The sequence below is a fragment of the Bradyrhizobium sp. U531 genome, from assembly GCF_051710265.1.
Lineage (GTDB): Bacteria > Pseudomonadota > Alphaproteobacteria > Rhizobiales > Xanthobacteraceae > Bradyrhizobium.
The window spans coordinates 1-23,406 of record NZ_JASVEN010000006.1; the positions used below are offsets into that span (position 1 = coordinate 1).

A 23,406-nucleotide genomic window follows, 5' to 3' on the forward strand; every position below is an offset into this window, starting at 1 on the left:
GTCCACCGCAAGCCCGGCTCGCGATCAAGACGACCTCGAGATCGCCCCTCCTGGTGAGCCGGGATGGACGATAGATACGCCGAAACCGAATTTCGGTAAAGTGGAATATTTTTGCAAGCATGGATTGACAGAGGGCGACACAGGCCGGCGTCCGTCCCGCCATCCCCGGAACGACGGCCGCGGGGAGCGCGGTTCAGTTAAGAAGATCATGCTATGCTGCTCGCCATCGAGGCCCCGTCGAATCGTCCCATGGCTCTGTCGCGCAAGCTGCTTCTGCTGATCGCCAGCCTCATCGCAGCGGCTATCCCGGCGCGCGCGGCGGAATTCTACACCGAGGATCTGCGCATCCCCATGGCGGAGGCCGGGCCGCAGGGGCTCGAGGCCTTTCTGGTCCGCCCGGCGGGCGCGAAACGCTATCCGCTCGCGCTGCTCAGCCACGGCTCGCCGCGCAGCTTCGACGACCGCGCCACCATGTCCGCGCACCGATATTACGGCATCGCGCTCGAATACGCCCGGCGCGGCTTCGCGGCGCTGATCCTGATGCGGCGCGGCTACGGCACCTCGCCTGGTGGACGCGTCGACAGCGTCGGCGGCTGCGCGAAGGCCGCTTATCTGCCTGCGGCCGCGGTCGCGGTTGCCGATCTGCGCGCCGCGATCGACGCGATGGCGCGGCGGGCGGACGTGACGACATCGGGCATGATCGCGGCCGGCCACTCCGCCGGCGGGTTCGCGACTATCGCGCTCACCGCGCAGGCGCCGCCCGGTCTCGTCGCCGCGATCAACTTCGCCGGCGGCCGCGGCTCGCGCGACGATGACGACGTCTGCAATGCGGACGGGTTGGTGCAGGCCTTCGCCACCTTCGGCAAGACCTCGCGCGTGCCGACGCTGTGGGTCTACGCGACCAACGATTCCTATTTCGGCCCGGACCTCGCGCGCCGCCTCCATGACGGGTTTCGCGCCGGTGGCGGCAACGCGACATTCATCGCGGCGCCCCCCTTCGGCGACGACGGCCACTACCTCTATTCGGTGACGAGCCGTCCGCAATGGACGCCCTATGTCGATATGTTCCTGCGCGAGCGCGGCCTGCTCGGCCGCGACATCCTGAGCCTGCCCGATTCCCTGCCGCCGCCGCGCCAGCTCAACGAGGCCGCGCGGGCCGAGTTCGCGCGCTATCTCGCCAGCACGTTGCCGCACAAGGCTTTCGCGGTGTCGCCGAACGGCGGCTACGGCTGGCGTGCGGGGCGCGTCACGGCCGACGAGGCCCAGCGCGACTCCCTGGCCGCCTGCATGAAATGGTCGGCCATTTGCACGCTCTATGCGGTCGACGACCGCCTGGCCGGGCCTGCGCAAGGGACCTCCACCGAACAGAGCGCCCGCGCGCGCTAAAGCGAAATCGCTCCCGGTTGAATCAAGCCGCCGCCGGCTCGGTCACCTCTCCCGCTTGCGGGAGAGGTCGGCGCGCTCCGGACGATGCGAAGCATCGTCCCGCGCGCCGGGTGAGGGTTCTTTCCTCTGGGGGAGTGTCCCATTGCGGAAGCACCCCCACCCCAGCCCTCCCCCGCAAGCGGGAGAGGGAGCGCACCTCCATCGCGGCATCAATCGAGTCTGATCTCACCCCGCGCTGGTTGCCGCGCGGCGGAGGCCGTTTGTTAACTCGGGCGATCTATGACGAAGCCATGCTGTGGGATCGGACAGGCTTTCTTCCGGGCGCAACGTGGCGACATTTGGCGGTCGTCCTGTTGTTGTCGGCTCCGCTCTGCGCGCACGCCGAGGACGGAGCCCCGGACGCGCCGCGCGTGACGTCGGCAATCCCCGGCGGCGGCACGGAACTCGGCGCCGGCGAGACGCCGTCGTCCCGGGCCCTGATCCGCAAGATCATCGAACGAGAAACCGCACGTACCAATCTACCGGCCGATATCGCCGAAGCCGTCGTCTTCGTCGAAAGCGGCTACAATTCGGCCGTCATCGGCAACGCCGGCGAGATCGGCCTGATGCAGGTGCGGCCCGAGACGGCGGCGATGCTGGGCTTCCGGGGCACCGAGGCGGAACTCGCCGAGCCCGACATCAACATCCATTACGGGGTGCTTTATCTCAGCCAGGCTTGGCGGCAGGCCGGCGGCGATATCTGCCGCGCCCTGATGAAATACCGGGCCGGACATGGCGAGGAAGCGATGACCGCGCGGTCGCATGTCTATTGCAACCGGGCGCGCAACCGTCTTGCCGCGATGAATTCGAAGGCGCTGTCGACCGAAGCTACGGCCGCTCCGGAACCAGCGCCTCCGGCTGCGGCTGTTGCAGTAGCAGCGGCTCCCGCCAAATCCGTGAGCCGGCCGAAGGTGTCGGCACAGCCCAAGGCCGTCTATGCCCGCTATCGTCAGGGCACGGCCGCGGCCAGCCGCGCCTATTGGGCCGCGCACGAGGCGAAGGTCAGCCGGATCAAGGCCCGGATCGAAGCACGATGGAAGCGCGTCGCATCGCGCTGAGAATAATGCCCTACAGCCGCTCGCTGAGCGCGAGCTTGTAACCGACGCCGGTGACGGTCGCGATCACGGGTGTGCCGCTGCCGACCAGCTTGCGGCGCAGCCGCGCCACCAGCGCATCGACGGTGCGGATGTCGACCTCGGCCTGGCGATTGCTGACCACCTCGATCAGATAATCGCGGCTGAGCGGCCGCCCGTCGGCGCCGACCAGCGCGGCGAGCAGATCGAACTCGGCCCGCGTCAGCGCCACCGGCTTGCCGTCGCTGCCGAGCAATTCGCGGCGGGTCAGGTCGATGATCCAGTCGCCGAACGCGATCGAATTATGGTTGCGCGCCGCCTTGCGGTCGAGCGAGCGCCGACGCAGCACGCTGCGGGCGCGCGCCAGCAGATCGCGCAGATTGATCGGCTTGGTGACGTAATGGTCGCCGGCGATCTCGAGGCCGAGGATGCGATCGACGTCGGTGTCGCGCCGCGTGACGAAGATGATGCCGGCGTTGCTGGTCGCCTGGATCTCCTTGGCGAGCTCGAAGCCGTCGCCGTCGGGCAACTGCACGTCGAGGAAGACGAGATCGGTGCGCGCGCGCAGCGCCTGGCGGCATTCCGCGCAGGAGCCGGCCCCGACCACGTCGAAATTGTTCTCGCTGAAATAGCCGACCAGCATCGTCCGCGTCACCGGATCGTCCTCGACGACGATCAGCCGCTCGCGGCCGGCGGGACGCACTTCCCGAAGTGCGGATTCAACCACTGTCTTGGATGTCCTGTGTGCCTGCGGGCTAGCCTGAAAGTTCAGGCCATCGCGCAATGCGCTGTCATGTGAACGGACATTCACGCGTTGTTCGAGCCCCCGAATTAGCCGCTGGAATACTAGGCGCGTTGCGACGCGCAAACAATAATGCTCATGGTCTTGAAGTATTAAGTATGAATTGGCCCACAATTCTCATTCCGCGCATCAATACAAGGGACAGCCTATGGCGGCGGCCTTGCGCCCGCCGCGGGCACCCAATCCCGCACATTCTGCGCCGGACTCAACCGCCGGTTAACGTAAAAAAGGCGTTCAGCTTCGGAAAGCCCGGCGCCGCCTCTATTGTCGCACCTGCACAATGAGAACCGTGGAGCAGGCGTGATGCAGGGGCAGGCCCGGTTGGCTGCCGGTCGAACCGAACAGGGCACCACCCCGTTCGCTCGTTCGCACACGCTCGATGTGCTGCGCGGACTTGGCATCGTCGGCGTGATGGCCATTCACGTTTCGCAGGCCTTTCCTTCGAACATCTACGCGGTCGATTACGCCTTCATGTGCGGCTGGACCGGCGTGAACGTGTTCTACTTCGTCAGCGCCATGACGATGTGCCTAATGTGGACGCAGCGCAGCGGCGAGACGGATCCGACCCGCAAATTCTACATCCGGCGTTTCCTGCGCATCGCGCCGTTGTTCTGGCTGGCGATCCCGGTCTATCTCGCCATCAACGGCACCGGGCCGAACGCCAACGCGCCTTACGGCATCGGGCCGCTTCAAGTGATCCTGACCGCGACGTTCCTGCACGGCTTCTGGCCGGACAGCGTCAACAGCGTCGTGCCCGGCGACTGGTCGATCGCGGCGGAGATGACCTTCTACCTCGTCTTCCCGCTCCTGATTACCGCGTTCGGATCGCGTCGCCATCTCTATCTCGCGCTCGCGATCATGCTGCATCTCGTCAATGTCTTCCTGTTCAAGCCCTGGGCCTTCGCGCTGTTCTCGGCCTATTATGGTCCAGGCCACGAAGCGTTCGTCTGGACCACGCTGCACATCAGCTTCCTGAACCAGCTTCCGGTCTTCCTGATCGGATGCGCGCTGTTCTTTTCGCTGCGCGACGGTTTTGCCAGATCGGATGCCGCGATCTATGCCGCCTTCATCGCACTGTCGTTCGCCGCCGATCGCGCGACCAGCTCGCACGAGTTCAATTATCTCATGATCAACCTCGTGCTCGGCGCGCTGGTCGTGGGCTGCATCAAGCTTGCCATCCGCTTCCAGCCGCTCGAAGCGCTCGGCCGCAATTCCTATTCGATGTACCTGTCGCATTTCGCGGTGATCTGGGGCCTGCGTCAGCTCTGGCCGCTCGCGGACGGGCTGGTCTCGCTGCTGATCGCCTATGTCGTGACCGCCGCGCTGAGCTATCTCGTCGCGCGCGCGACATGGCATCTGGTCGAGCGGCGCGCGCAGGATCTGGCGCATCGCCTGACGAAGGCAGGAGCGGACCGGCCGAGCCTGCGGCCGGCCATCGCCGCCGCGGCCGGCCTGCGCTGAACGACTTCCCGTCACTGCCGGCCTGATGCGGCTTGCTTCGCTGCCGCCTTCGACCCTAGTGTGAAGACGCTTCACGCTGGAGAAGGCGCCATGGAGGTCATACTGCTCGGCACCGGCGGCCCACGCCCGGACCCGCGCCGGATGGCGACGACTACGCTGATCAGGCTCGGCGACGAGAACATCCTGTTCGACGCCGGCCGCGGCGTCGTGCTGCAGCTCACCAAGGCCGGCGTTCCGCTCGGCGCGATCAACACGGTTTTTCTCACGCACCATCACTTCGACCACATCGGCGATCTCTACGATGTGATGCTGAATTCGTGGATGCAGGGGCGCAAGGACGCCTTGCGCATCTACGGACCACCGGACACCGAGCGGCTCGTCGACACGCTGATCACGCAGGTCTACGACAAGGACATCACCTGGCGCGACAAGGGCGAGCCGAGTTTCGGCGGCTGGAAACCCGTGGCCGCAACGGACATCATACCAGGGCCCGTTCTCGACACCGGGCGCTGGAAGATCAGCGCCGAACTGGTGTCGCATGGCGACGGCCTCGACATGCCGCCGGCCTTCCTCGCGCGATGGATGTGCCTCGGCTACCGCTTCGAGGCGGAAGGCAAGGTCATTGCAATTTCCGGCGACACGGTGCCCTGCCCCGGGCTCGAGCGGCTGGCACAGGGAGCCGATCTCCTCGTCCAGTGCTGTTTCCTGGCAACGCCGGAGATCACCAATGACAATCTGCGCCGGCTGGCGAAATACACCATGGCCTGCGGCGACACCGTCGGCAAGGTGGCGGCCAAGGCGGGCGTCAAGAAGCTGGCACTGACCCATCATCGCCCGCGCACCGACGAGTCCATGCTGGATGCGCTGCTCGCGGATGTCAGGAAGGATTATGCGGGTCCCGTCGTGCTCGGCGAGGATCTCACGCGGATCGAGATCTGAGCCGCCGCGCGGCACGCATCGCGGTGCGCGCTGCGTGAAGCTTACGTCGATCCGACCTCGATCCGGTACGACAATTGCTCTTCCGCGCCGGCTGCGATGTGCATCAGGCCGGGCTTGTCGCTGAACTCGCCGTCGAAACCGGCTGGACTGGCATAACCGCGCCAGGGCTCGATGCAGAGGAACGGCGCGCCTGACGGTTTCGACCACACGCCGAGTTCGCGGAAGCCGCGCCATGACATGTTGAGCCAGGGCCCGCTGGAGGCGGCATAGCGGACCGCGTTGCTCGCGATCCGGTCGAAGATGACGGCATCGTCGGTGAACAGGGATTCGGACAACGGGAGCTCGCTGCCCTCGACCGGGCTCGGCTCCGTTGCCGGGCGCAGCAATCCGCCGTCGAGACGTCGGACGGGATGCACCTCCGCGCTTGCGAAGGCCAGCGCATAGCTCTCCTTGGCGAGTCCTGCCTGGAGCGGCCAGTTGAACGCGGGATGACCGCCGAACGACGCCGGCAGCGTCTCCTTGCCGGTGTTGGCAATCGTGATTGTAAAATCGAGGCCGGAGGCGTCGAGCGCATAGACCGCGGTCAGCCGGAACGCGAACGGATAGAGAGCCCGCGTGGTCTCGCTGTCCTCGAGCACCAGCACGCAGCGGCGTTCGCCGCGTTCCGTCCACTTGAAACGACTGTCGCGCGCGAAACCGTGCTGGGTCATCCGGTAGGTCTTGCCCCGGTGCCGCAGCGCGTCTCCGGCGAGACGCCCGACGATCGGAAACAGCAACGGCGCATGGCGCGGCCATTCCGGCCCCGCCTGCCAGACGAATTCGGTGCTGCCGTCCTTCAGTGAGCACAGCTCGGCGCCGTGCGCCTTGATGGTCGCGGTGAGCCCGTCGCTGCGGAGAGTGTGGGTGTCGTCACTCATGGCCGACATCTACACCCCGCACTCACATGCAGCAAGGCGGCCCCGGGGCACACAACCCAGGCGTTTCTGCGCCAAGCGGAGCTGCGTCATATTTCCGTACCGAACAATTGCTCCTGTGGCGTTGTCCATCATTTGTTTCCCGCGCCCGACCCGGCCTGACGGCCGATGAACCCTATGGTAGCCAATTGAAGTTCTTCATCAACGGCCGCTTCCTGTCGCAAAAGATCACCGGCGTTCAGCGCTATGCCGCCGAAATGGTCAAGGCGATCGACGCGCTGCTGGCGTCGGAGCAGACGCCTGCCAGCTTGCGGAACGCAGACTGGCAATTGCTGACGCCGCCCGATGCGAGCGAGAGCCTCGATCTCACCCGAATCAAAATCCGCGCCGTCGGCTCCCTGCACGGCCACGCCTGGGATCAAATCGACCTGGCGCGCGCCGCTGCAGGCGGACGATTGATCAGCCTCGCCAATTCCGGCCCCGTCTTGCATCGCGACCACATTGTCGTGATCCACGACGCCCAGGTGTTTCGCCGGCCCGATTTCTTCAACTGGCGCTATCTGACCGTCCATCGGACGATGGGACGGCTGCTGGCCCGAAACGCAACCATTGCAACGGTCTCAGGCTTTTCCCGCAGCGAACTTGCGCAGGTGCTGAATCTGTCGGCAGCACGTATTCCGGTGTTTCCCAACAGCGCCGAACATTTCGCGGCGACGACGCCCGATCCCGGCATTCTCGTAAGGCTCGGCGTTCAGCCGCAGAAATTCTTCCTCTTCGTGGGATCCAGGACCAAGAACAAGAACCTCTCCGTCGCAATCCGTGCGGTCCAGCTGCTCGACCGGGCCGACGTCCCGCTGGTCATCGTCGGAGGAGATAACAGCAAGGTCTTTCAGGACAATTCTGGCGACGGGGTGTCCGGCCTGGTGCTGGCCGGACGATTGACCGACAGCGAGATCGCCGCGCTTTATGCGCACGCGTCGGCCTTCGTGTTTCCCTCGCTCTATGAAGGTTTTGGCGTGCCGCCGCTCGAAGCCATGATCTTCGGCTGCCCGGTGATCGCCTCGACGGCCGATGCGGTCGTGGAGACCTGCGGCGATGCTGCTGCATATTTTGACGCCAATGATTCCGACGCGTTGAAGCAGCTCATGCTCGAAAGATTGGCGATCGGCGCCATCTCGGATCAGGAACGCCGGCGGCAGCAAGCGCGCGTTGCGTTCTTTTCATGGCGAAAGTCGGCGACATCGTTGCTCGATCATCTCGCTCTGAAGGCAGACATTGCCAGCGCTGCTTGAAGTCGGGAGCATTTCGCCTATTGCGCGCATCGGTTTTCGCACAAACAATTTGCAACTGGCTGTAATTCGCGCGCCTACGCTTGGTTCCACGATTCTTTTGCGCGTCATGTGACAATCGCGCGCGCAAATGTGCGGGCGCAACATCACCACATCGCTGCCCCATTATCGCTACGTATTCGAGGAACTGTGCTTCGCAACTCACGAACTCAGAACAGGGATACACGATGTCCAGCTCTCCGATGCAAGCCTTTGCTAGGCAACCGATGAAAGTGCTGCACATCGCCGAAACGATTCGAGGCGGGATTGCGAGCTATTTGAACGAGCTGCATCCGCAGCAGCAGGCGAGCTTCGGCGCGGACAACGTCCATTATGTCGTGCCGGCGGATCATCGTCGCGATCTCCCCGCAATTGATGACAACCAGATTACGACATTCGAGCGTCCGAGCCGCGGCGTCGCCGGACTGTTTCAGATGCTGCGCGCGAGCATGCAGGCGCTGGATGCCTTCCGCCCCGATGTCGTGCATTTGCATTCCTCGTTCGCGGGCCTCGTCCTGCGCCCCGCGCTTGCCGCCCGCTCGGACGGGCCGCGCGTCGTCTATTGCCCGCACGGCTGGGCGTTTTCGCGCGAGACCGGCCGCCTCAGCCATCTCGTGACGAAGGCGGCGGAGAACCTGCTCGCGCGCACGGCGGACCGGATCATCTGCATCTCCGGCGACGAGTTCAACGAAGCGGTCCGCGCGGGCATTCCCGCCGAACGCCTCACCCTCGTCCATAACGGCATCTCGAAGACCCGTTCGCCGCAGCCCGTCGCGGCGGACTGGACGTCCGAGAAGGTCAAGGTCCTGTTCATCGGACGCCTGGACCGGCAGAAAGGCTTCGATCTCCTGATGGAGGCCGCGCGCACGCTGGAGGATGTGCTCGACATTCGCATGATCGGCGCCTCCGTCGTCAACAAATACGAAGGCCCGAGCGTCCCGTCCAACGTGACCCTGCTGGGCTGGCTCGACCGGCCGACCATCGAGACCCAGCTGGAAGCTGCCGATCTCGTCGTGATTCCGTCACGATGGGAAGCCTTTGGCCTCGTGGCGCTGGAAGCGATGCGCGCGGCAAAGCCCATTCTTGCGTTCCGCAGCGGTGCGCTGCCCGAGATCGTCGTCGATGGCGTCACCGGCGTGCTGTGCGAGCCCGTCGCCGTCCAGCCGCTCGTGGACGGCTTTCGGCGCGCGCTCGATTTCGATCTGAAGGTGTTGGGACAGCGCGGCTACGACCGGTTCAAGCAGCTTTATGACGTTCAGAAGACGCATGGACAGCTGCAGCAGGTCTATCTCGAGCTCCTGCAGGACGACCGCGCACCGGTCGCGGCGAAGACGGCGCTGCAATCGGATCTCTCCAAGAACTTCTGATGGCTCCGCCGCTCTCACGCACCTTGGTTCGCGATAGCCTCCGCCTCGCGAGCCTGATCGCATCCGTTCTCCTGTCGGTGCCCGCCTCTGCTCAGCACGCCCAGCCGCTCGATGCCCGATTCCTGCTGGGTGTCGGCACCCATCAGGGGCTGGGTGGAGCGGTGAGCGCGCGCGGCTACGCGCCCGCGGAGAACGTCAACCAGATCAAGCAGCTCGGCCTCAACGCCTTCCGCGACGATTTTCCATGGTCCGATTTCGAGCTGGCCGGGCGACGCATGGGTTTTACGCCGAGGCTCGGCAGGCTCGAGACGCAGGTCAGATCCGGCGTCGCCCGTCCCCTCCTGATCCTGGCGTTCGGTCATCATCTGGTGCCGAACTCTTCGCCGCCGACCACAGACGACGCGCGGCAGCGCTTTGCCGACTATGCCGCGGCGGCGGCGCAATCGGTCGTGGCGCAGCATCCGCTGTTCGAACTCTGGAACGAATGGAATCTGGCGTCCAAGAAGGATGCCGCGTTCTCGCCTGAGAACTATCTGGCGCTTGCCCAAGCTGCGCGGCCGGCGGTCAAACGGGTTGCGCCAAATGCGCCGTTCCTGGTCGGCGCGCTCGGCGACGATCCGGGCTGGACCTGGACGGAGAAGATGCTGCGGACCGGCATCCTGCAATATGCGGACGGCGCATCGATCCATCTCTACAATTTCTGCATGGGCCCGAGCAAACGCACCTCGGCCGAGATCATCGAGCGCCTCACGGCGTTTCACCGCCTCGTCGGCCAGGCGAGCGGAAGCCCCGACTTCCCGATCTATGTGACGGAGACGGGCTGGACCACGGCCAGCAACAAATGCGGCGTCAACGAGCAGGCCCAGGCCGACAATACGGCGCAGCTCATCCTGTGGGCGTCGACCGCTGCGCACTGGCTCAAGGGCATGTGGCTCTACGAGCTCAAGGACAGCGGAAAGAACCCGTCGGAGCTGGAGGACAATTTCGGACTCTATCGCTTCGACAATTCGCCAAAGCCGGTCGCCTGCGCGGCCCAGGACTCGTGGGCCTTCATTCGCTCCAGCCTGAGCGCCGAGCGGCGCGAGCTCGCCAGCGGCGTCGTATCGATCAATGCCGCGACGGCCTCCGGCGGCAGGGTTGCGGTCTGGTCCGAGTCTCCTGACCGGCGGTACGAAATTCGGCTCAAGGGCGATCCACAAGGCGCAAGCTTCGCGATGCCGTGCGACCAGGCGGCCAAGCCTGCGTCCGGAGTCTGGATCCCCGTCTCGAGCACACCTGTTCTGATTGCAGCCAATGACAGTGCCGTTCCCGCCCTGGAGATCAGGCCGGCGCGGTAGCGGCGATTTTGCGAGACATGAGGTTGACGCGATGAAAGTTCTTTTGACGTCCACGCTTTATCCGACGCCTCAGGCATCCAAGATCGTCGGCGGCGCGGAGATCTTTGCCCGCCGTTTCGCCGAAGGCCTGGTGCAACGAGGTGACGAGGTGGAAGTCATCCGGGCCGCATCCACGCCCGGGCAGGCCCCGGAGACATGCGACGGCATCAACGTCTATTCGGCGCCGGTGCAGAACATCTACCTGCCCTTCACCGAGCAGAAGAACGTCGCGCTCCGCAGCATCTGGCACGCGGTCGATGACTGGCAGATGCAAGCCCCCCTGATCGCGGAGCGCATAAAGGCGTTCAAGCCCGACGTGCTGCATTCCAACAATTTGTCGGGGCTCACCACCGCGGTCTGGCGCGTGGCGGCGCAACTCGGCGTTCCCGTGCTCCACACGCTCCACGACTATTATCTGACCTGCCCGCGCTGCTCCCGCTTCGACAAGGGGTGCTCCTGCGAGCACACCTGCACGAGCTGCAAAATCCTGACCTTCCATCGCAAGCGCGCCACCCACTGGCTCAGCGCCGTGGTCGGCGTCAGTGAGCGCGTCCTGTCCATTCACACCGACATGGGCATGTTCGCGGAGACGCCGATCCGCACCGTGATCCGCAACGCCTCGACCGAGCCGCCGCACGCGCCCTATCCCCGCCCGATCTGCACCACGGAGGTGACGTTCGGGTTCATCGGCCGCCTCACCGAGGAAAAGGGCATCGAGAACCTGATGCGGGCTCTGGCCCTGCTGCCGCGAGATCGCATCCGCATGATGATCGCCGGCCGTGTCAGCGACGAGGAGCAACGACGCCTCAGGACGCTCGCGCCCGATGCGCGCATCGAGTTCATGGGTTTCGTCGCGCCGGACGATTTCTACAAGCAGGTCGACGTCGTGGTCGCGCCCTCGATCTGGCATGACCCCGGCCCGCTGGTCGTCGCGGACGCCAAGGCCGCCGGCAGGCCGTTGCTCGGAACGCGCTTTGGCGGCATGCCCGAAGTCATCCAGCACGGCGTGACGGGCTGGCTGACCGAAGCCGATCCGCAATCCCTGGCCAAGAGCATGCTGGCGGTCGCGGCCGATCCGCACAAGATCGACGAGATCAGCCGGCGCCTCGTCGCCGATACCAACAAGTGGATCTTCGCCGACGTGCTGTCGTCGTACAAAACCCTGTACGAGCAATTGCGCGAGCAGCGAATGTCGCACTTGCGCGCGGCGACCGCTGAAGCGCCACAAGGTTCGGCAGTGGTCGGCAAGGAGCGCCTCATTCCGCGATGACACGCCTTCTCGCGATGGCGGGCTACGTCTATCAGAGCGCCGCGGCGATCATCCTGATCTTCGCGATCAGCCATCTGTTGCCCGCCGCCGACTACACCAATTTCTCCCTTGCGCTGGCCTCGAGCCAGTTGCTCTGCGTCCTGATGTTCGAATGGCTGCAACTGGCGGGGCTGCGCTTTCTGGCGGCCGCCGGGGAGAACGAGGCGGCCCGGCTGAGATGGTCGCTGTTTGCGGCAGGCCTGTCGAGCGCGGTCGCGCTCATCGTGGTCGGAAGTTGCGCGTCCCTGGCAAGCTCGCTCCCGACCGCGATCATCGCGCTGGGCATCGGCATCTCCGTCCTCCAGGGCCTGACAGACCTCTATTTCCTCTCGGTCCGTCTGTCCGACCGGCTCGGCATCGCCTCTTTTCTGCTCGCGCTGCGCGCCACCGCCCTGCTCGCCGGAGCCGTCGCGGGAGGCGTGATTTCGGGAACGGCCGAGGCGACGCTGCTGGGTATTGCGACGGGCCACGCTCTTGGCCTTCTTGCCGGCCTCGCCGCCTATCGCACGCCGATGGAGCGCACCTCGTTCCAGACGATGCTGGCCGACTGGAAGGAGTTCTCCCGCTACGGCATGCTGGCCGCGGGCGCATCCGTCATTCATCTGTCGGTGCCGGTCCTGCTCCGTGTCATCGTCATCGGCCGGCTGGGTGCGACCGGAGCCGGGGCCGGATTTTCGATCGCACTCGATCTCCTGCAGCGTCCGTTCTGGGTCCTCAATGCCGCGATCCACACCGTGAGCTATCCCGAGGTCGTCAACGACTTCGAAAACGGCAGCAGCGCGAAATCGGTCCAGTCGGCGCGGCGGATGTTCGAATTCATGATCTGCACGACCGTCGTGCTGCTCGGCGGGCTGATCGGGTTCATTCCGGATGCAGCCCGTATCCTGGTGCCGCAGGCGAGCCTGGATGGATTCCTGGAGACGGCGCCAATTGTTGCCGCCTTCTACTTCCTGCACGCCCATTTGCAGGCGACGGTCGCGGTCGTCCCCCACCTCGAAAAGCTGGCGACCAGGCTCGTCGTCGTCGCGGCCGGTCAGCTCGCCCTCGTCGTCTGCTTCGCGGCGATCGCGACATCGGTCGGCGTCTCGCCCCGAGGGGCGGTCGGTTGTGCCGCGGCCGCCACGCTCGCAACCATTCTGGTCGCAATAGGTCCGACCCTGCGGTTCGAGGCATTTCCGCGCTGGCCCCTGGTCGTGCAGGCCTTCCTGGCCGCGATCCTGATCGCTTCGCTCGGCTCGATGCCGACGGAGCCCGCCGCATGGCTCGCCGGCAAGATCGTGCTCGCCGCGATTGCAACGGCGATCATCGGATGGCGCGGTGACTTCCTGATGCTGTCCCGCCGCGGCTGATTTGTCGCGCCGGTCGTTTGTGACAGTGCATCAGTTCCGATGCGGAACTCTCCCGTGCCGGTCATCCCTAGCCACGAGCGCCTGCTTCATTCATAAGCACATACAACCAAGAGCTGTAAATCGTTTGAACTAACCGCCCATGGAAGCAGCATCGAGCACTTCCCGTGTAGAAAAGGAAGTAAGCTGCACGAATGAGCGAGACGAAGATACGTCGAACGGTGGACAGCGGCGCCACGGCGCGCTCTTCGACAGCCGACAGACAAATGCAGATCCGCGCAGCCTGCGCATACATTCAGCAGCGCAAGTCGAGAATATCTCGAAAGCGCCTTCCTCACGCCACGCTGGCCCGGCATTGCATTCCTATTCGCTGCAACCGAGCGCGTCTGTTCCTGCACAAGGAACCCAAGTTCGCTCACGATTTGTAGCTTCGATTTTTATCTGAAATTCACACTCGACAGAGAAGCTTGAACGCAAATCCTGCGAGCAATTTCGTTCGCGTTGAAATTCGAGTGTGAAATGCCAGACCAGACCATCCTTTCCGCCAGCGGCTTCATCAACTCCATTGGCGTCAACACGCATGCCGGCTTCGGATGGACCGGCTACAACAATCTCGCGCTGATGGTCGACGACCTCAAATATCTCGGCGTCACGCATCTGCGCGACGCGATGGGGACGAGCCCGGCCGCGCAACCCGTCGTCGATGGCCTCGCCGCCGCCGGCTACAAGTTCGACTTCCTGGTGTCGTCGGCCCTGCCCCAGACGGGCACGACCGGGCTGCAGAACTACATCGCCTCGCTCCAGAAGTTCGCGACGAGCCATCCAGGCAGCATCAGCGCCATCGAGGGTCTCAACGAAGCCAACCATCAGCCCTTCAGCTACAATGGCAGCTCGAGCCTTGCTGCCGCGGCCCAGTTCCAGAGCGCGCTCTATCAGGCCGTCAATGCCAACGCCACGCTCGGCAGCATCCCCGTCTACAATCTGTCATTGGCCTACAACGACCCGCAAGGCTACAGCCAGCTCGGCAACATGTCGGGCTCGGTCGACTACGCCAACGCCCACGCCTATGTCAGCACGAGCCTGACGACCGGCAGCTCGATCTCGGCCACGCTGAGCGCGGTGATGGCCGCGGCCCCGGGCAAGCCCGTCGTCATCACCGAGACCGGCTACACCACACAGGCCAACACCCAATATCTCGGCGTCAACGAGACGGTGCAGGCCAAATCCATCCTGAACACCCTGGTCGACGCCTACAAGGCCGGCGTCAGCGCGACCTATCTCTACGAGCTGTTCGACCGCGATTCCGCGGCCAGCAACACCAACCCCGAAGCCAATTTCGGCCTGTTCAATTCCGACGGCACGCCGAAGCTGGCTGCAACGGCGATCCACAATCTGACGACCATCCTGGCCGACGACGGCAAGGGCGGCCTGCAGCCGACTGATCCGTTGAACTACACGCTGGGCAACATGCCGGCCACCGGCAACAGCATGGTGCTCGGCAAGAGCAACGGCGCTTATGAGCTCGTGGTGTGGGCGGAGCCGAAGCTCTGGAACGATCCCACCGATACGGAGGTGTCCAATCCGGCCCAGACCGTCACGGTGAACCTCGGCGCCGTGCATCATTCGGTCAAGGTCTACGACACCCTGACCGGAACCACGGCGATCGCCAGCTATACCGACGTCAGCACGATCACCATTCCGGTCAGTGATCACCCGCTGATCATCGAGATCGACGCGCCCACGACCAACCCGACGCCGCCGGACACCCGCACCGCCGTCAGCGGATCGGCCGCCGAGATCGTACCGCAATTGTCCGACCTCTCGACCTCGACCGCGCTGCAGACCATCAGCCTGACCGACCCCCACGTCCTGCCGGTCGCCTCCAAGGCGACCATGGACTACATCATCGCCCATTACGGCAGCGCCCTCGCCAAGATCCAGGGCGGCTATTCCTTCTCGGTGACGAACTCGGCCGCGACCTGGATCAACACGAAGACCTATAATGCCAGCGGCGCGCTCGTGTCGAAGTCGGACACCGGCCTGAATTCGAGCGGCCAGCCGACCTCGACCACCGTTGTCTTCACCGACGGCTCCCAGGACCTGATCAGCTACACCAATGGCGTGAAGACGAAATCCGTTCACGTCGGCACCGACGCGACCCGGACCACCGACACCTACAACACGGCCGGGACCCTGCAGAGCGAAGTTGTGCAGAAGTCCAGCGGCTATTACGCCACGACGCTCTATACGAACGGCGTGAAGACCGCCGCCTACGTCAAGAACGCCGACGGATCGCAGGACAATTACACCTACGGCATCACGGGCAAGAGCTTCACCACCCAGGTTCAGCATCTCGACGCCTCCGGGAAGGTCACCTCGGTGACCCGCAGCCATGCCGATGGCTCGCTCGACTCCACACAGGTCTACAACAGCGACGGCAGCAGCGTGATCACCACCTATAGCGCCACGGGCGTCAAGCTGGTCGAGACCGCCTACCATGCCGATCACAGCAAGGACGTCTGGACCTACAACATCACGGGCCAGAACTACACCACCGAGCACGACGTCTACAGCGCCACCGGCTTCCTCACCAGCCTGACGCGCCTGCACGCCGACGGCAGCCCCGCCTTCAAGCTCACCCAGACCACCGACGGCACCAAGACGACGGACTGGTACAACGCCGCCGGTAGCCTCACCAGCGAGGTGATTCAGAAGGCAGACGGCTTCACCTCGACCACGCTCTACAGCAACGGCGTCAAGACCAACGCCTATGTGAAGAATGCCGATGGCAGCCAGGACAATTATGCCTACGGCATCACCGGACAGAGCTACACCACGCTGATCCAGCACGTCGATCCCGCAGGCAAGGTCACCGCCGTTACCCGCAAGCATGCCGACGGCACGCTCGACTACACCCAGGTGATCAACAGCGACGGCAGTAGCGTCGTCACCAATTACGATGCCGCGGGCACGCGGACCAAGGAAACCGACTTCCATGCCGACGGCAGCAAGGACGTCTTCCTGTTCAACATCACCGGCCAGGACTACACGATCGAGCACGACATCTATGATGCGACCGGCTTCCTCACCACGCTGATCCGCAAGCACGTCGACGGCAGCATGGCGTTCAAGCTGGTGCAGAGCGCCGACGGGACCAAGACCACCGACTGGTACGACGCCAGCGGCGTTCTCACCAACGAGGTGTTCCAGAAGCCGAGCGGCTACAACTCGACCACGGTGTACACCAACGGCGTGAAGACGGCGGCCTACATCACCAATGCCGACCAGAGCCACGACAATTACAGCTACAACATCACCGGCCAGAGCTACACCACGCAGTACCAGCACCTCGATCCGGCCGGACGGACGACGGAAGTGACCCGCTGGCATGCGGACAACTCGCTCGACTACACCCAGGTCATCAACGGCGACGGCAGCAGCGTGGTCACCAACTACGATGCATCAGGCGTCAAGAAGACCGAAACCGACTACCACGCCAACGGGTCGAAGGACGTCTTCCAGTTCAACGTCGTGGGCCAGACCTATACCAACGAGCACGACACCTACGATACGACGGGCTTCCTCACCCACATCGTGCGCACCCACGCCGACAACAGCCTGGCCTTCACCCTGGTGCAGGGCACTGACGGCACCAAGACCTCCGACTGGTACGACGCCAATGGCGTCATCACCAGTGAGGTAACGACCAAGACCGACGGCTACAGCTCCACCACCGTCTATACCAGCGGGGTGAAGACCGCGGCCTATATCAACAATGCCGATGGCACCTCGGACAATTGGAACTACAACGTCACCGGCCAGTCCTACACCACCCAGCATCAGCACCTCGACGCCGCTGGCAAGCTGGTCGAGCTCACCCGCACCCATGCCGACGGCACCCTGGACTATACCCAGGTCATCCACGCCGACGGCAGCAAGCTCACCGACATCTACAACAGCGCCGGGACCAAGACCCAGGAGATCGCCAACAACACCGACGGCTCGAAGGACGTCTTCCTGTTCAACTTCAACGGACAGGCCGGCACCACCCAGCACGAGAACTACAACAGCGCCAGCGCGCTGCAGTTCTTCGATCAAACCAAGACCGACGGCACCCACAACGTCACCGCCGTCGCCAGCGGCGTGACGATCCAGGGCGGCGCGGGCAACGACGTGTTCTCGGCGGCGCCGAACTCGACGACCATCGCCTACTACCATGGCCAGGACCAGATTCTCAACTTCCAGGCCGGCGATGCGACGACGCATGATACGATCGCGATCTCGAAACTGCTGGCGGCGGACTACAGCCATCTGCAGATCTCTCAGTCCGGCACGAACGCGATCATCACCTTTTCGGCAACCGATTCGATCCTGCTGAAGAACGTCTATGTCTCCAGCCTGACGAGCCACGACTTCGTATTCGTCTGAGCCAGGCGAACCAGCGGACGCACCATTAAGTTGAACGGGCCGGGACTAATCGAAGTCCCGGCCCATTTCATTTGGCGTCTGCCTCATCGAGAGGCAGAATTGGCACGACGAAGATGTTCGTTTCTTCGGCAGGATGACCTGAGGGAACCGTGATCTGCGATCCGCTTCGAACTCCATCCAGCGAACTTGCGTCACAATTCGTCTCTAGAACGGCGACACACCGCGCAAGGACTCCGAGGCCCGATGGAAGCCAGTGAAGCAAGACGTTTTGTCGTTCTCGACTTCTACCGCTTCGTCGCCGCGCTCGGGGTCTTCATCTTTCACCTGAAGCTGATCGACACCGGCATCTCGCCGGCCTGGAACGGGTCCTATGGCCTGTTCGTGGACATGTTCTTCATCCTGTCCGGCTTCGTGATCTCCTATTCCTACCCGTCGGATGCGCGCGGCGTGGCCGCCTATTCGCGCTTCATGATCCGCCGGATCGCGCGGATCTATCCGTTGCACCTCTTGAGCCTGCTCGTTTTCGTGGTGCTGATCGGCGCCGGCCTGGAGCGGACGGCCCGCTCGACCTCGCTGGACTTCGTCTACAATCTGCTGCTGCTGCAGGCCTGGGGCGTCACCGACCATCTCAGCTTCAACTCGCCGTCCTGGTCGATCAGCGCCGAGTTCTTCTGCTATCTGATCTTCCCGCTGCTGATGCTGCTGGCCCGCAAGGTCCAGCCGATCGTGCTCGGCGCGATCGTGGCCGCGCTCTATTTGCTGCTGGCCCACGGCCATCTGCCGATCTGGCAGGAACGGTCGCAGATGTACGGCGCCAATTTCGACTACGGGATGCTGCGCGCGCTGCCGAGCTTCCTGAACGGCATCCTGCTCGCCATTCTATTCCGGATGTCGCATCCCTACCGCCACAAGGCGATGATCTTCGCCGGCATCGGCACGTTCGGTCTCTCCTTGCTGGTCCTCAACGTCTTCGCCAAGCCGGATCTGGCGATCGTGCTGTTCTCCTGTGCGATCCTGCTCACGGCGGTCGGCGAAAGCGCCTTCAAGGAATTTCCGGGCGCCCGCCTGTTCGGCCGGCTCGGCAACACCTCATATGCGATCTACATGCTGCACGATGCGATCCTCATCGCCGTGTTCAAGCCGCTGTGGGCCTGGCTCGGCCTGCGCCCCGATCAGTTCGGCCTGTACGCCTTGGCCTGCTGCGCAGTCCTGACCGTCGTCGCGGACCGCACCTATACCTATTTCGAGAATCCGGCGCGGCGCCTGATCAACCGCTGGGCGGATGCCGGTGCGCCCGCTCCGCGAAAGGTCCAGACCGCCCCCGCGGAGGCATCCATGCGTTTCGACAACACCGAGCGGGCGGTCAACTGACCGCCCTGCCGATGATCTGAGGCGGTTCAGGCGACCTTGCCGCCCGCCTCCGGCGCGATCCGCAGCGCGCTCTCGCCCAGCAGGGGCGCGATGTTGGCGCGGGACAATTCCATGACTCCAGGCAGTGCCTGGCGAACCTGTGCGCCGACGGTTTCGTGCGCGCCGAGGAAGTGCAGCAGAAACTCCTCGAAGCTGTCGCCGACAAGGAACTGCGACGGCGACAGCAACAGGGATTCGCTGACGCCGAAATGCGCGAACAGGCCCTGGAACTTGTCCTGATAGGTGATCGCCGCAACCGGCGTCCCCTGCCCCAGCGCCGCGATCGCCAGATGCATGCGGCCGGTGATCACGCCGTCGACCAGACCGACAACGGCCTTGATCTCGCCCGCCGACAGCGGCTGGTCGACATGATGCACGCAATCGCCCAGCAGGGGCTCGAGCCGCTCGGCGAGCGGTCGCAGGCAGTTGTCGTCGGCGATCTCCGGGCGGTAGTCGTGCGCCAGCAGCAACCAGCTCGCATTGTGCTCGCGCGACAGCCGCTCCATGGCGCCCGCCGCAAGCTCGATCATCTGCCGCAGCTTGGCCGGCTCGGGCTTCTTGAACAGCATCGGGTGGATGTTGAAGACGAAGACCTTGCGACCCCTGGCGCGCTGCTCCGCGATCCCTGCCGCGATCCGCTTCACGGCGGCCGTGTCCGGTTGCGGCGTCAGCATGAACGCCGCATCCGCGACGAGATGGGCACGCTTGCGGGCGAAATCGTCGAACCGTTGCAGCGATATCGCATCGCGCAGGTTCAGGACCACGCCCGGATCGAGCAGCCGGAATACTTCACGCAGCGCCTTCGCCGGGCGGGAGTTGAAGCTGAAGCCGAGCACGCTGACCTTGGCGCCGAACGCAGCCATCAGGTCGGCGACCAGCAGCATGCGCGCGGCATCCACCGGAGAATAATAGCCATCGAGCACGTCGGCGCCGAGAACCAGCCCGAAATCGGGCCTGGTGAGCGACAGCTCCTGCGCCACCGTCTCGTAGGAGAACGGCTGCCTCCAGAGCTCGAGCGGCTTGAAACCCATCGCGCGCACATCCGCGCTGGCGGAGGCGGTCGCGGTGATGATGTAGACCTCGAGATCCGGATAGGCCCGCTTCACCTCCCCCGTGGCCGCCTCGATCATGGCCTCGTCCCCGCGCGATTGACGGACGCTCCAGGGATCGGACGGGAGCACGACCAGCCGGCGCGGATTGTTGCGCGGCGCGCCGTTGACGCCGACGTCCTTGCGCGCGATCTGCCACCTGCGCAGCTCGAGCAGATCGAGCGCCAACGGCGTGTTCTTCGCGCTGTTGAGCCAGCCTCTGAGCTGCCTGCGTACGGGCACAGGGATCAATTGTTTCACGACATCCTCCTCGTCTTCATCAAGCAGTCGCACCACGCTTCACGACGAAATCAATCAAGGACAGAACCTGCTTGCGCCAGAACAGCAGTATGCCCGTCAGATAGGTCGCGCCAAAGCAGGACGACAGCAGTCCGATCCGCAGATAGGGGTTCATTCCCGGCGTTGCCTCCCGGCACAGCACCACCGCGCCGTAGGCGAGAACGATGGCACAGAGGCAGCCCGCGATGGGGCGCAGGAACTGGCTCCAGCTCAGGCCAAGCAAGCGGAGCGCCAGCGCGAAAGTCACCGGGGTCACCACGAGCTGCGAGAAGGCGAAGATCGTAGCGAGCTGGCCGATGTCGCGCGACGGCAGCAGGAACATGGCCGGCACGACCGTGCAGAATTTCAGGATGTTGAGCAGGAAGACGTAGTTCGGCTTGCCCAGCGCGCCGAAATAGGCGCTGTTGACGAACTGCACGGTCTGGACCGCGCCGATCAGCATCAGCGGCCGCATGACCGCTTCGCTGCCGCCCCACTTCGCGCCGAACAGCAGCAGCGAGAATTCCGGCGCGATCGCCGCGAGCAGCACGAAGACCGGAGATCCGATCAGGGCGCCGAGGCTGACGCTGCGCAAATAGGCACCTGCGATGCGGTCCCGCTCATGCGCGATCTTGGACAATGCGCTCAGCGCGACGTCCATCACCGCCTGGGTGAGCAACTGCATCAGGATGAGGTAAACGCGCGCGCCAACCGTGTAGATGCCGAGCGCCGCCACGCCATACAGCGACAGGATGATCATGTCGATCGTCCGCACGATGGCGAAGTCCAGCAGCCGGTTCAGCACGACATGGATGCTGTAGCCGGACAGCTCGCGAAAGCTCTTGCGATCGTAGCCGCGCATCGGCAGCCATCGCGGCTGGCTCCAGAGCCACAGGCCGCTGATCGCGCTCTGAACCACCACCTGGATCACGAGGCTGAGGGCGCCAAACCCGGCATAGGCGCAAGCGATGCCCACGACGCCGGACGCAGCAGTCGCCACCATGGTCCTGACCGCAAGCACGCGAAAGTCCATCTGACGCTTGTAGAGCGCCTCCTGAAACAGGGTCGCGGTGCCGATCGGAAGCGAGAGGCTGGCGGCGGTGAGCAGCGGTGCGAGGCCCTTCACGTCCAGCCAATGTTCGATAGGCGTCGCCAGCAGCGCAATCAGGACGGCGAGGAGCACCGAGGCTGCGAATGAGCAAAAGAAGGGCAGCGTCACGTCAGCAGGCTCGAGCGTCCGCCGCTGAATCAGCGCGTCACCGAAGCCGAATTCCGCGATCGAGCTCAACAGCAACAGGACGAAGGCGACGAGCGCAGCAAGGCCGAAATCCGCTGGGTCCAGCAGCCGGGCCAAAACCAGAAACAGCACGAATGACAGCGCCCGGCCGCCCCAATTCTGGGCAAGCGACCAGAACAGAGCCACCACGACCTGATGTTGCTTGCCCTGCGTGACGTTCATCAACAATTCGACCCAATTCCGACAAATCCAACCACAATCGCAGACTAGACGATGTGGCACGCGACACTGCCACGACGTCACCATCTCCAATCACTGAGAGCAGTGATTGCTCGCGACACTACGGCAGAGTGATGGCAACCAGATGAGAGCCGTCACGATTCCGATTTAGAGTGGAAGTGAGTTCAAATCGTGGACTACACTTCGATCGACATTTGCGATGTGATGCAAAATGGATGCCTTGATGACTTCGCCCGCCCAGCGTTCTCTCCGTAACTCCAAGCGTTTGCGTGTGGCGATCTATGCACCGCATTTTGCGGAATATTCCTACCGGCTCGCCGCAGGACTCGCGCATCATTGCGACGTTCGGCTCGTGCTCAACCGCAAGGACGCCAACCAGCAGTGGGAACTGAGCGATATCGCCGTCACTGCGCCATTCGAGACACGAATCCGCGACCTCAGCCTGCGCCGCGGCGGCGCGATCGGAATCCCGGCCTCTTTTCTCGACATAATTTCGTTTCGTCCGGACGTGATTCATTGTCACGAAGTTCCGGAGATTTACACGTCCAGGCTGATTCAGTTCCTTCGTCCGCTCGGCATCCCCATCGCGCTGACGGTGCACGATGCAATTCCGCATTCGGAAGGCGGCTCCGGCACCTCGGCGCGCGAAGACGGCTGGCGAGAACGCATGCGCGCATCCGCCTCGATCGTCACGACGCATGGCGATAGCTGCATCGCCGATTTTCGCCATGCTTCACCGGGCTTCGGCGGCGAAACGGTCTCCAGCATGCATGGCGTGCTGATGGTTCCCCCCGCCGGGGGCGCGGTCACCGCGCCCGAACCCGCTCGCATCCTGTTTTTCGGACGGATGTGGGCCTACAAGGGCCTCGACGTCTTCATCGATGCGATCGACATGCTGGCCCAGCGCGGCGTGGCGCACGAGGCGATCGTCGCCGGCCGCGGCCCCGAGATGACCCGGCTAGGCGCACGCATGGAGGCGATGCCGACGGTCAAGACCATCAATGCCTACATTTCACCTGCGGACACCGGCCAGCTGTTTCAATCCGCCACCGTGGTCGCGCTGCCCTACAAGGACGCAACACAGAGCGGCGTGCTCGCATCGGCCTACGGGAATGCTCGCCCCGTCGTCGCCAGCGCCACCGGCGGCATTCCCGACGTCGTCACCGACGGCGTCAACGGGCTGCTGGTGCCTCCGGGCGACGCGACGGCATTGGCCGACGCTCTCGAACGCGTGCTGACCTCGAAGCCGCTTGCCGCGACTTTGACCGATGGCGCACGGCAAACCGCGGCCGGCATCTTGAACTGGGACCGCATCGCCGAGGGGCTGCTCGGCTCCTATCAAAAAGTGGCCGGTCGCACCGTGGGCTGACCGCGACGGGCGAGA

The 23,406-nt window shown here is 64.2% G+C and carries 16 protein-coding genes; 12 read left to right on the forward strand and 4 right to left on the reverse strand.

The window, feature by feature from the left end:
• Positions 1–249: 249 nt before the first annotated feature.
• Both QRQ56_RS25110 and QRQ56_RS25115 read left to right on the forward strand, forming a co-directional pair.
• Positions 250–1,386, forward strand: coding sequence for an alpha/beta hydrolase family protein (locus QRQ56_RS25110; protein ID WP_438743760.1), 1,137 nt, complete (start codon positions 250–252; stop codon positions 1,384–1,386).
• 410 nt (positions 1,387–1,796) lie between these two features.
• Positions 1,797–2,483: a transglycosylase SLT domain-containing protein gene (locus QRQ56_RS25115; protein WP_438743762.1), complete on the forward strand. Its 687-nt coding sequence runs from the start codon at positions 1,797–1,799 to the stop codon at positions 2,481–2,483.
• Between the two features lie 10 nt (positions 2,484–2,493).
• On the opposite strand, the gene QRQ56_RS25120 is transcribed toward QRQ56_RS25115, so the two are convergent.
• Entirely contained in the window at positions 2,494–3,309 is an 816-nt protein-coding gene (locus QRQ56_RS25120; protein ID WP_438743764.1) for a response regulator, read from the reverse strand.
• A gap of 294 nt (positions 3,310–3,603) precedes the next feature.
• On the opposite strand from QRQ56_RS25120, the gene QRQ56_RS25125 reads away from it, so the two are divergent.
• Both QRQ56_RS25125 and QRQ56_RS25130 read left to right on the forward strand, forming a co-directional pair.
• On the forward strand, positions 3,604–4,761 hold the full coding sequence (locus QRQ56_RS25125) for an acyltransferase family protein (RefSeq protein WP_438743766.1): 1,158 nt from the start codon (positions 3,604–3,606) through the stop codon (positions 4,759–4,761).
• A gap of 90 nt (positions 4,762–4,851) precedes the next feature.
• Positions 4,852–5,700: an MBL fold metallo-hydrolase gene (locus QRQ56_RS25130; protein WP_438743767.1), complete on the forward strand. Its 849-nt coding sequence runs from the start codon at positions 4,852–4,854 to the stop codon at positions 5,698–5,700.
• 41 nt (positions 5,701–5,741) lie between these two features.
• On the opposite strand, the gene QRQ56_RS25135 is transcribed toward QRQ56_RS25130, so the two are convergent.
• Positions 5,742–6,617, reverse strand: a complete 876-nt coding sequence (locus QRQ56_RS25135) for an aldose 1-epimerase family protein (RefSeq protein ID WP_438743768.1) — start codon at positions 6,615–6,617, stop codon at positions 5,742–5,744.
• A gap of 185 nt (positions 6,618–6,802) precedes the next feature.
• Here QRQ56_RS25135 and QRQ56_RS25140 point away from each other — a divergent pair, with 185 nt between their 5' ends.
• From QRQ56_RS25140 to QRQ56_RS25170, 7 genes are all read left to right on the forward strand, one after another.
• Complete coding sequence (locus QRQ56_RS25140) at positions 6,803–7,906, forward strand: glycosyltransferase family 4 protein (protein WP_438744269.1); 1,104 nt, start codon at positions 6,803–6,805, stop codon at positions 7,904–7,906.
• Positions 7,907–8,169: 263 nt separating this feature from the next.
• Entirely contained in the window at positions 8,170–9,309 is a 1,140-nt protein-coding gene (locus QRQ56_RS25145; RefSeq protein WP_438743769.1) for a glycosyltransferase, read from the forward strand.
• Complete coding sequence (locus QRQ56_RS25150) at positions 9,309–10,646, forward strand: hypothetical protein (protein ID WP_438743770.1); 1,338 nt, start codon at positions 9,309–9,311, stop codon at positions 10,644–10,646. The genes QRQ56_RS25145 and QRQ56_RS25150 overlap by 1 nt, the downstream gene beginning before the upstream one ends.
• Positions 10,647–10,677: 31 nt before the next feature.
• The gene (locus QRQ56_RS25155; RefSeq protein ID WP_438743772.1) at positions 10,678–11,955 is read left to right on the forward strand and encodes a glycosyltransferase family 4 protein; all 1,278 of its coding nucleotides are present in this window, start codon (positions 10,678–10,680) and stop codon (positions 11,953–11,955) included.
• Positions 11,952–13,343 (forward strand): hypothetical protein, encoded by a 1,392-nt coding sequence (locus QRQ56_RS25160; protein WP_438743773.1) that lies wholly within the window; start codon positions 11,952–11,954, stop codon positions 13,341–13,343. Before QRQ56_RS25155 ends, QRQ56_RS25160 begins: the two co-directional genes overlap by 4 nt.
• A gap of 516 nt (positions 13,344–13,859) precedes the next feature.
• Positions 13,860–17,768, forward strand: coding sequence for an RHS repeat protein (locus tag QRQ56_RS25165; protein ID WP_438743775.1), 3,909 nt, complete (start codon positions 13,860–13,862; stop codon positions 17,766–17,768).
• Between the two features lie 243 nt (positions 17,769–18,011).
• Positions 18,012–19,139 carry an acyltransferase family protein gene (locus QRQ56_RS25170; RefSeq protein ID WP_438743776.1) on the forward strand — a complete coding sequence of 376 codons (1,128 nt, stop codon included), beginning with the start codon at positions 18,012–18,014 and terminating at the stop codon, positions 19,137–19,139.
• A 26-nt stretch (positions 19,140–19,165) separates the two neighbouring features.
• On the opposite strand, the gene QRQ56_RS25175 is transcribed toward QRQ56_RS25170, so the two are convergent.
• A complete protein-coding gene (locus QRQ56_RS25175; RefSeq protein ID WP_438743778.1) occupies positions 19,166–20,527 on the reverse strand; it encodes a polysaccharide pyruvyl transferase family protein in 1,362 nt (453 codons plus the stop codon).
• A gap of 19 nt (positions 20,528–20,546) precedes the next feature.
• Positions 20,547–22,004: a lipopolysaccharide biosynthesis protein gene (locus QRQ56_RS25180; RefSeq protein ID WP_438743780.1), complete on the reverse strand. Its 1,458-nt coding sequence runs from the start codon at positions 22,002–22,004 to the stop codon at positions 20,547–20,549.
• A 241-nt stretch (positions 22,005–22,245) separates the two neighbouring features.
• Here QRQ56_RS25180 and QRQ56_RS25185 point away from each other — a divergent pair, with 241 nt between their 5' ends.
• Positions 22,246–23,391: a glycosyltransferase family 4 protein gene (locus QRQ56_RS25185; protein ID WP_438743781.1), complete on the forward strand. Its 1,146-nt coding sequence runs from the start codon at positions 22,246–22,248 to the stop codon at positions 23,389–23,391.
• Positions 23,392–23,406: the final 15 nt, after the last annotated feature.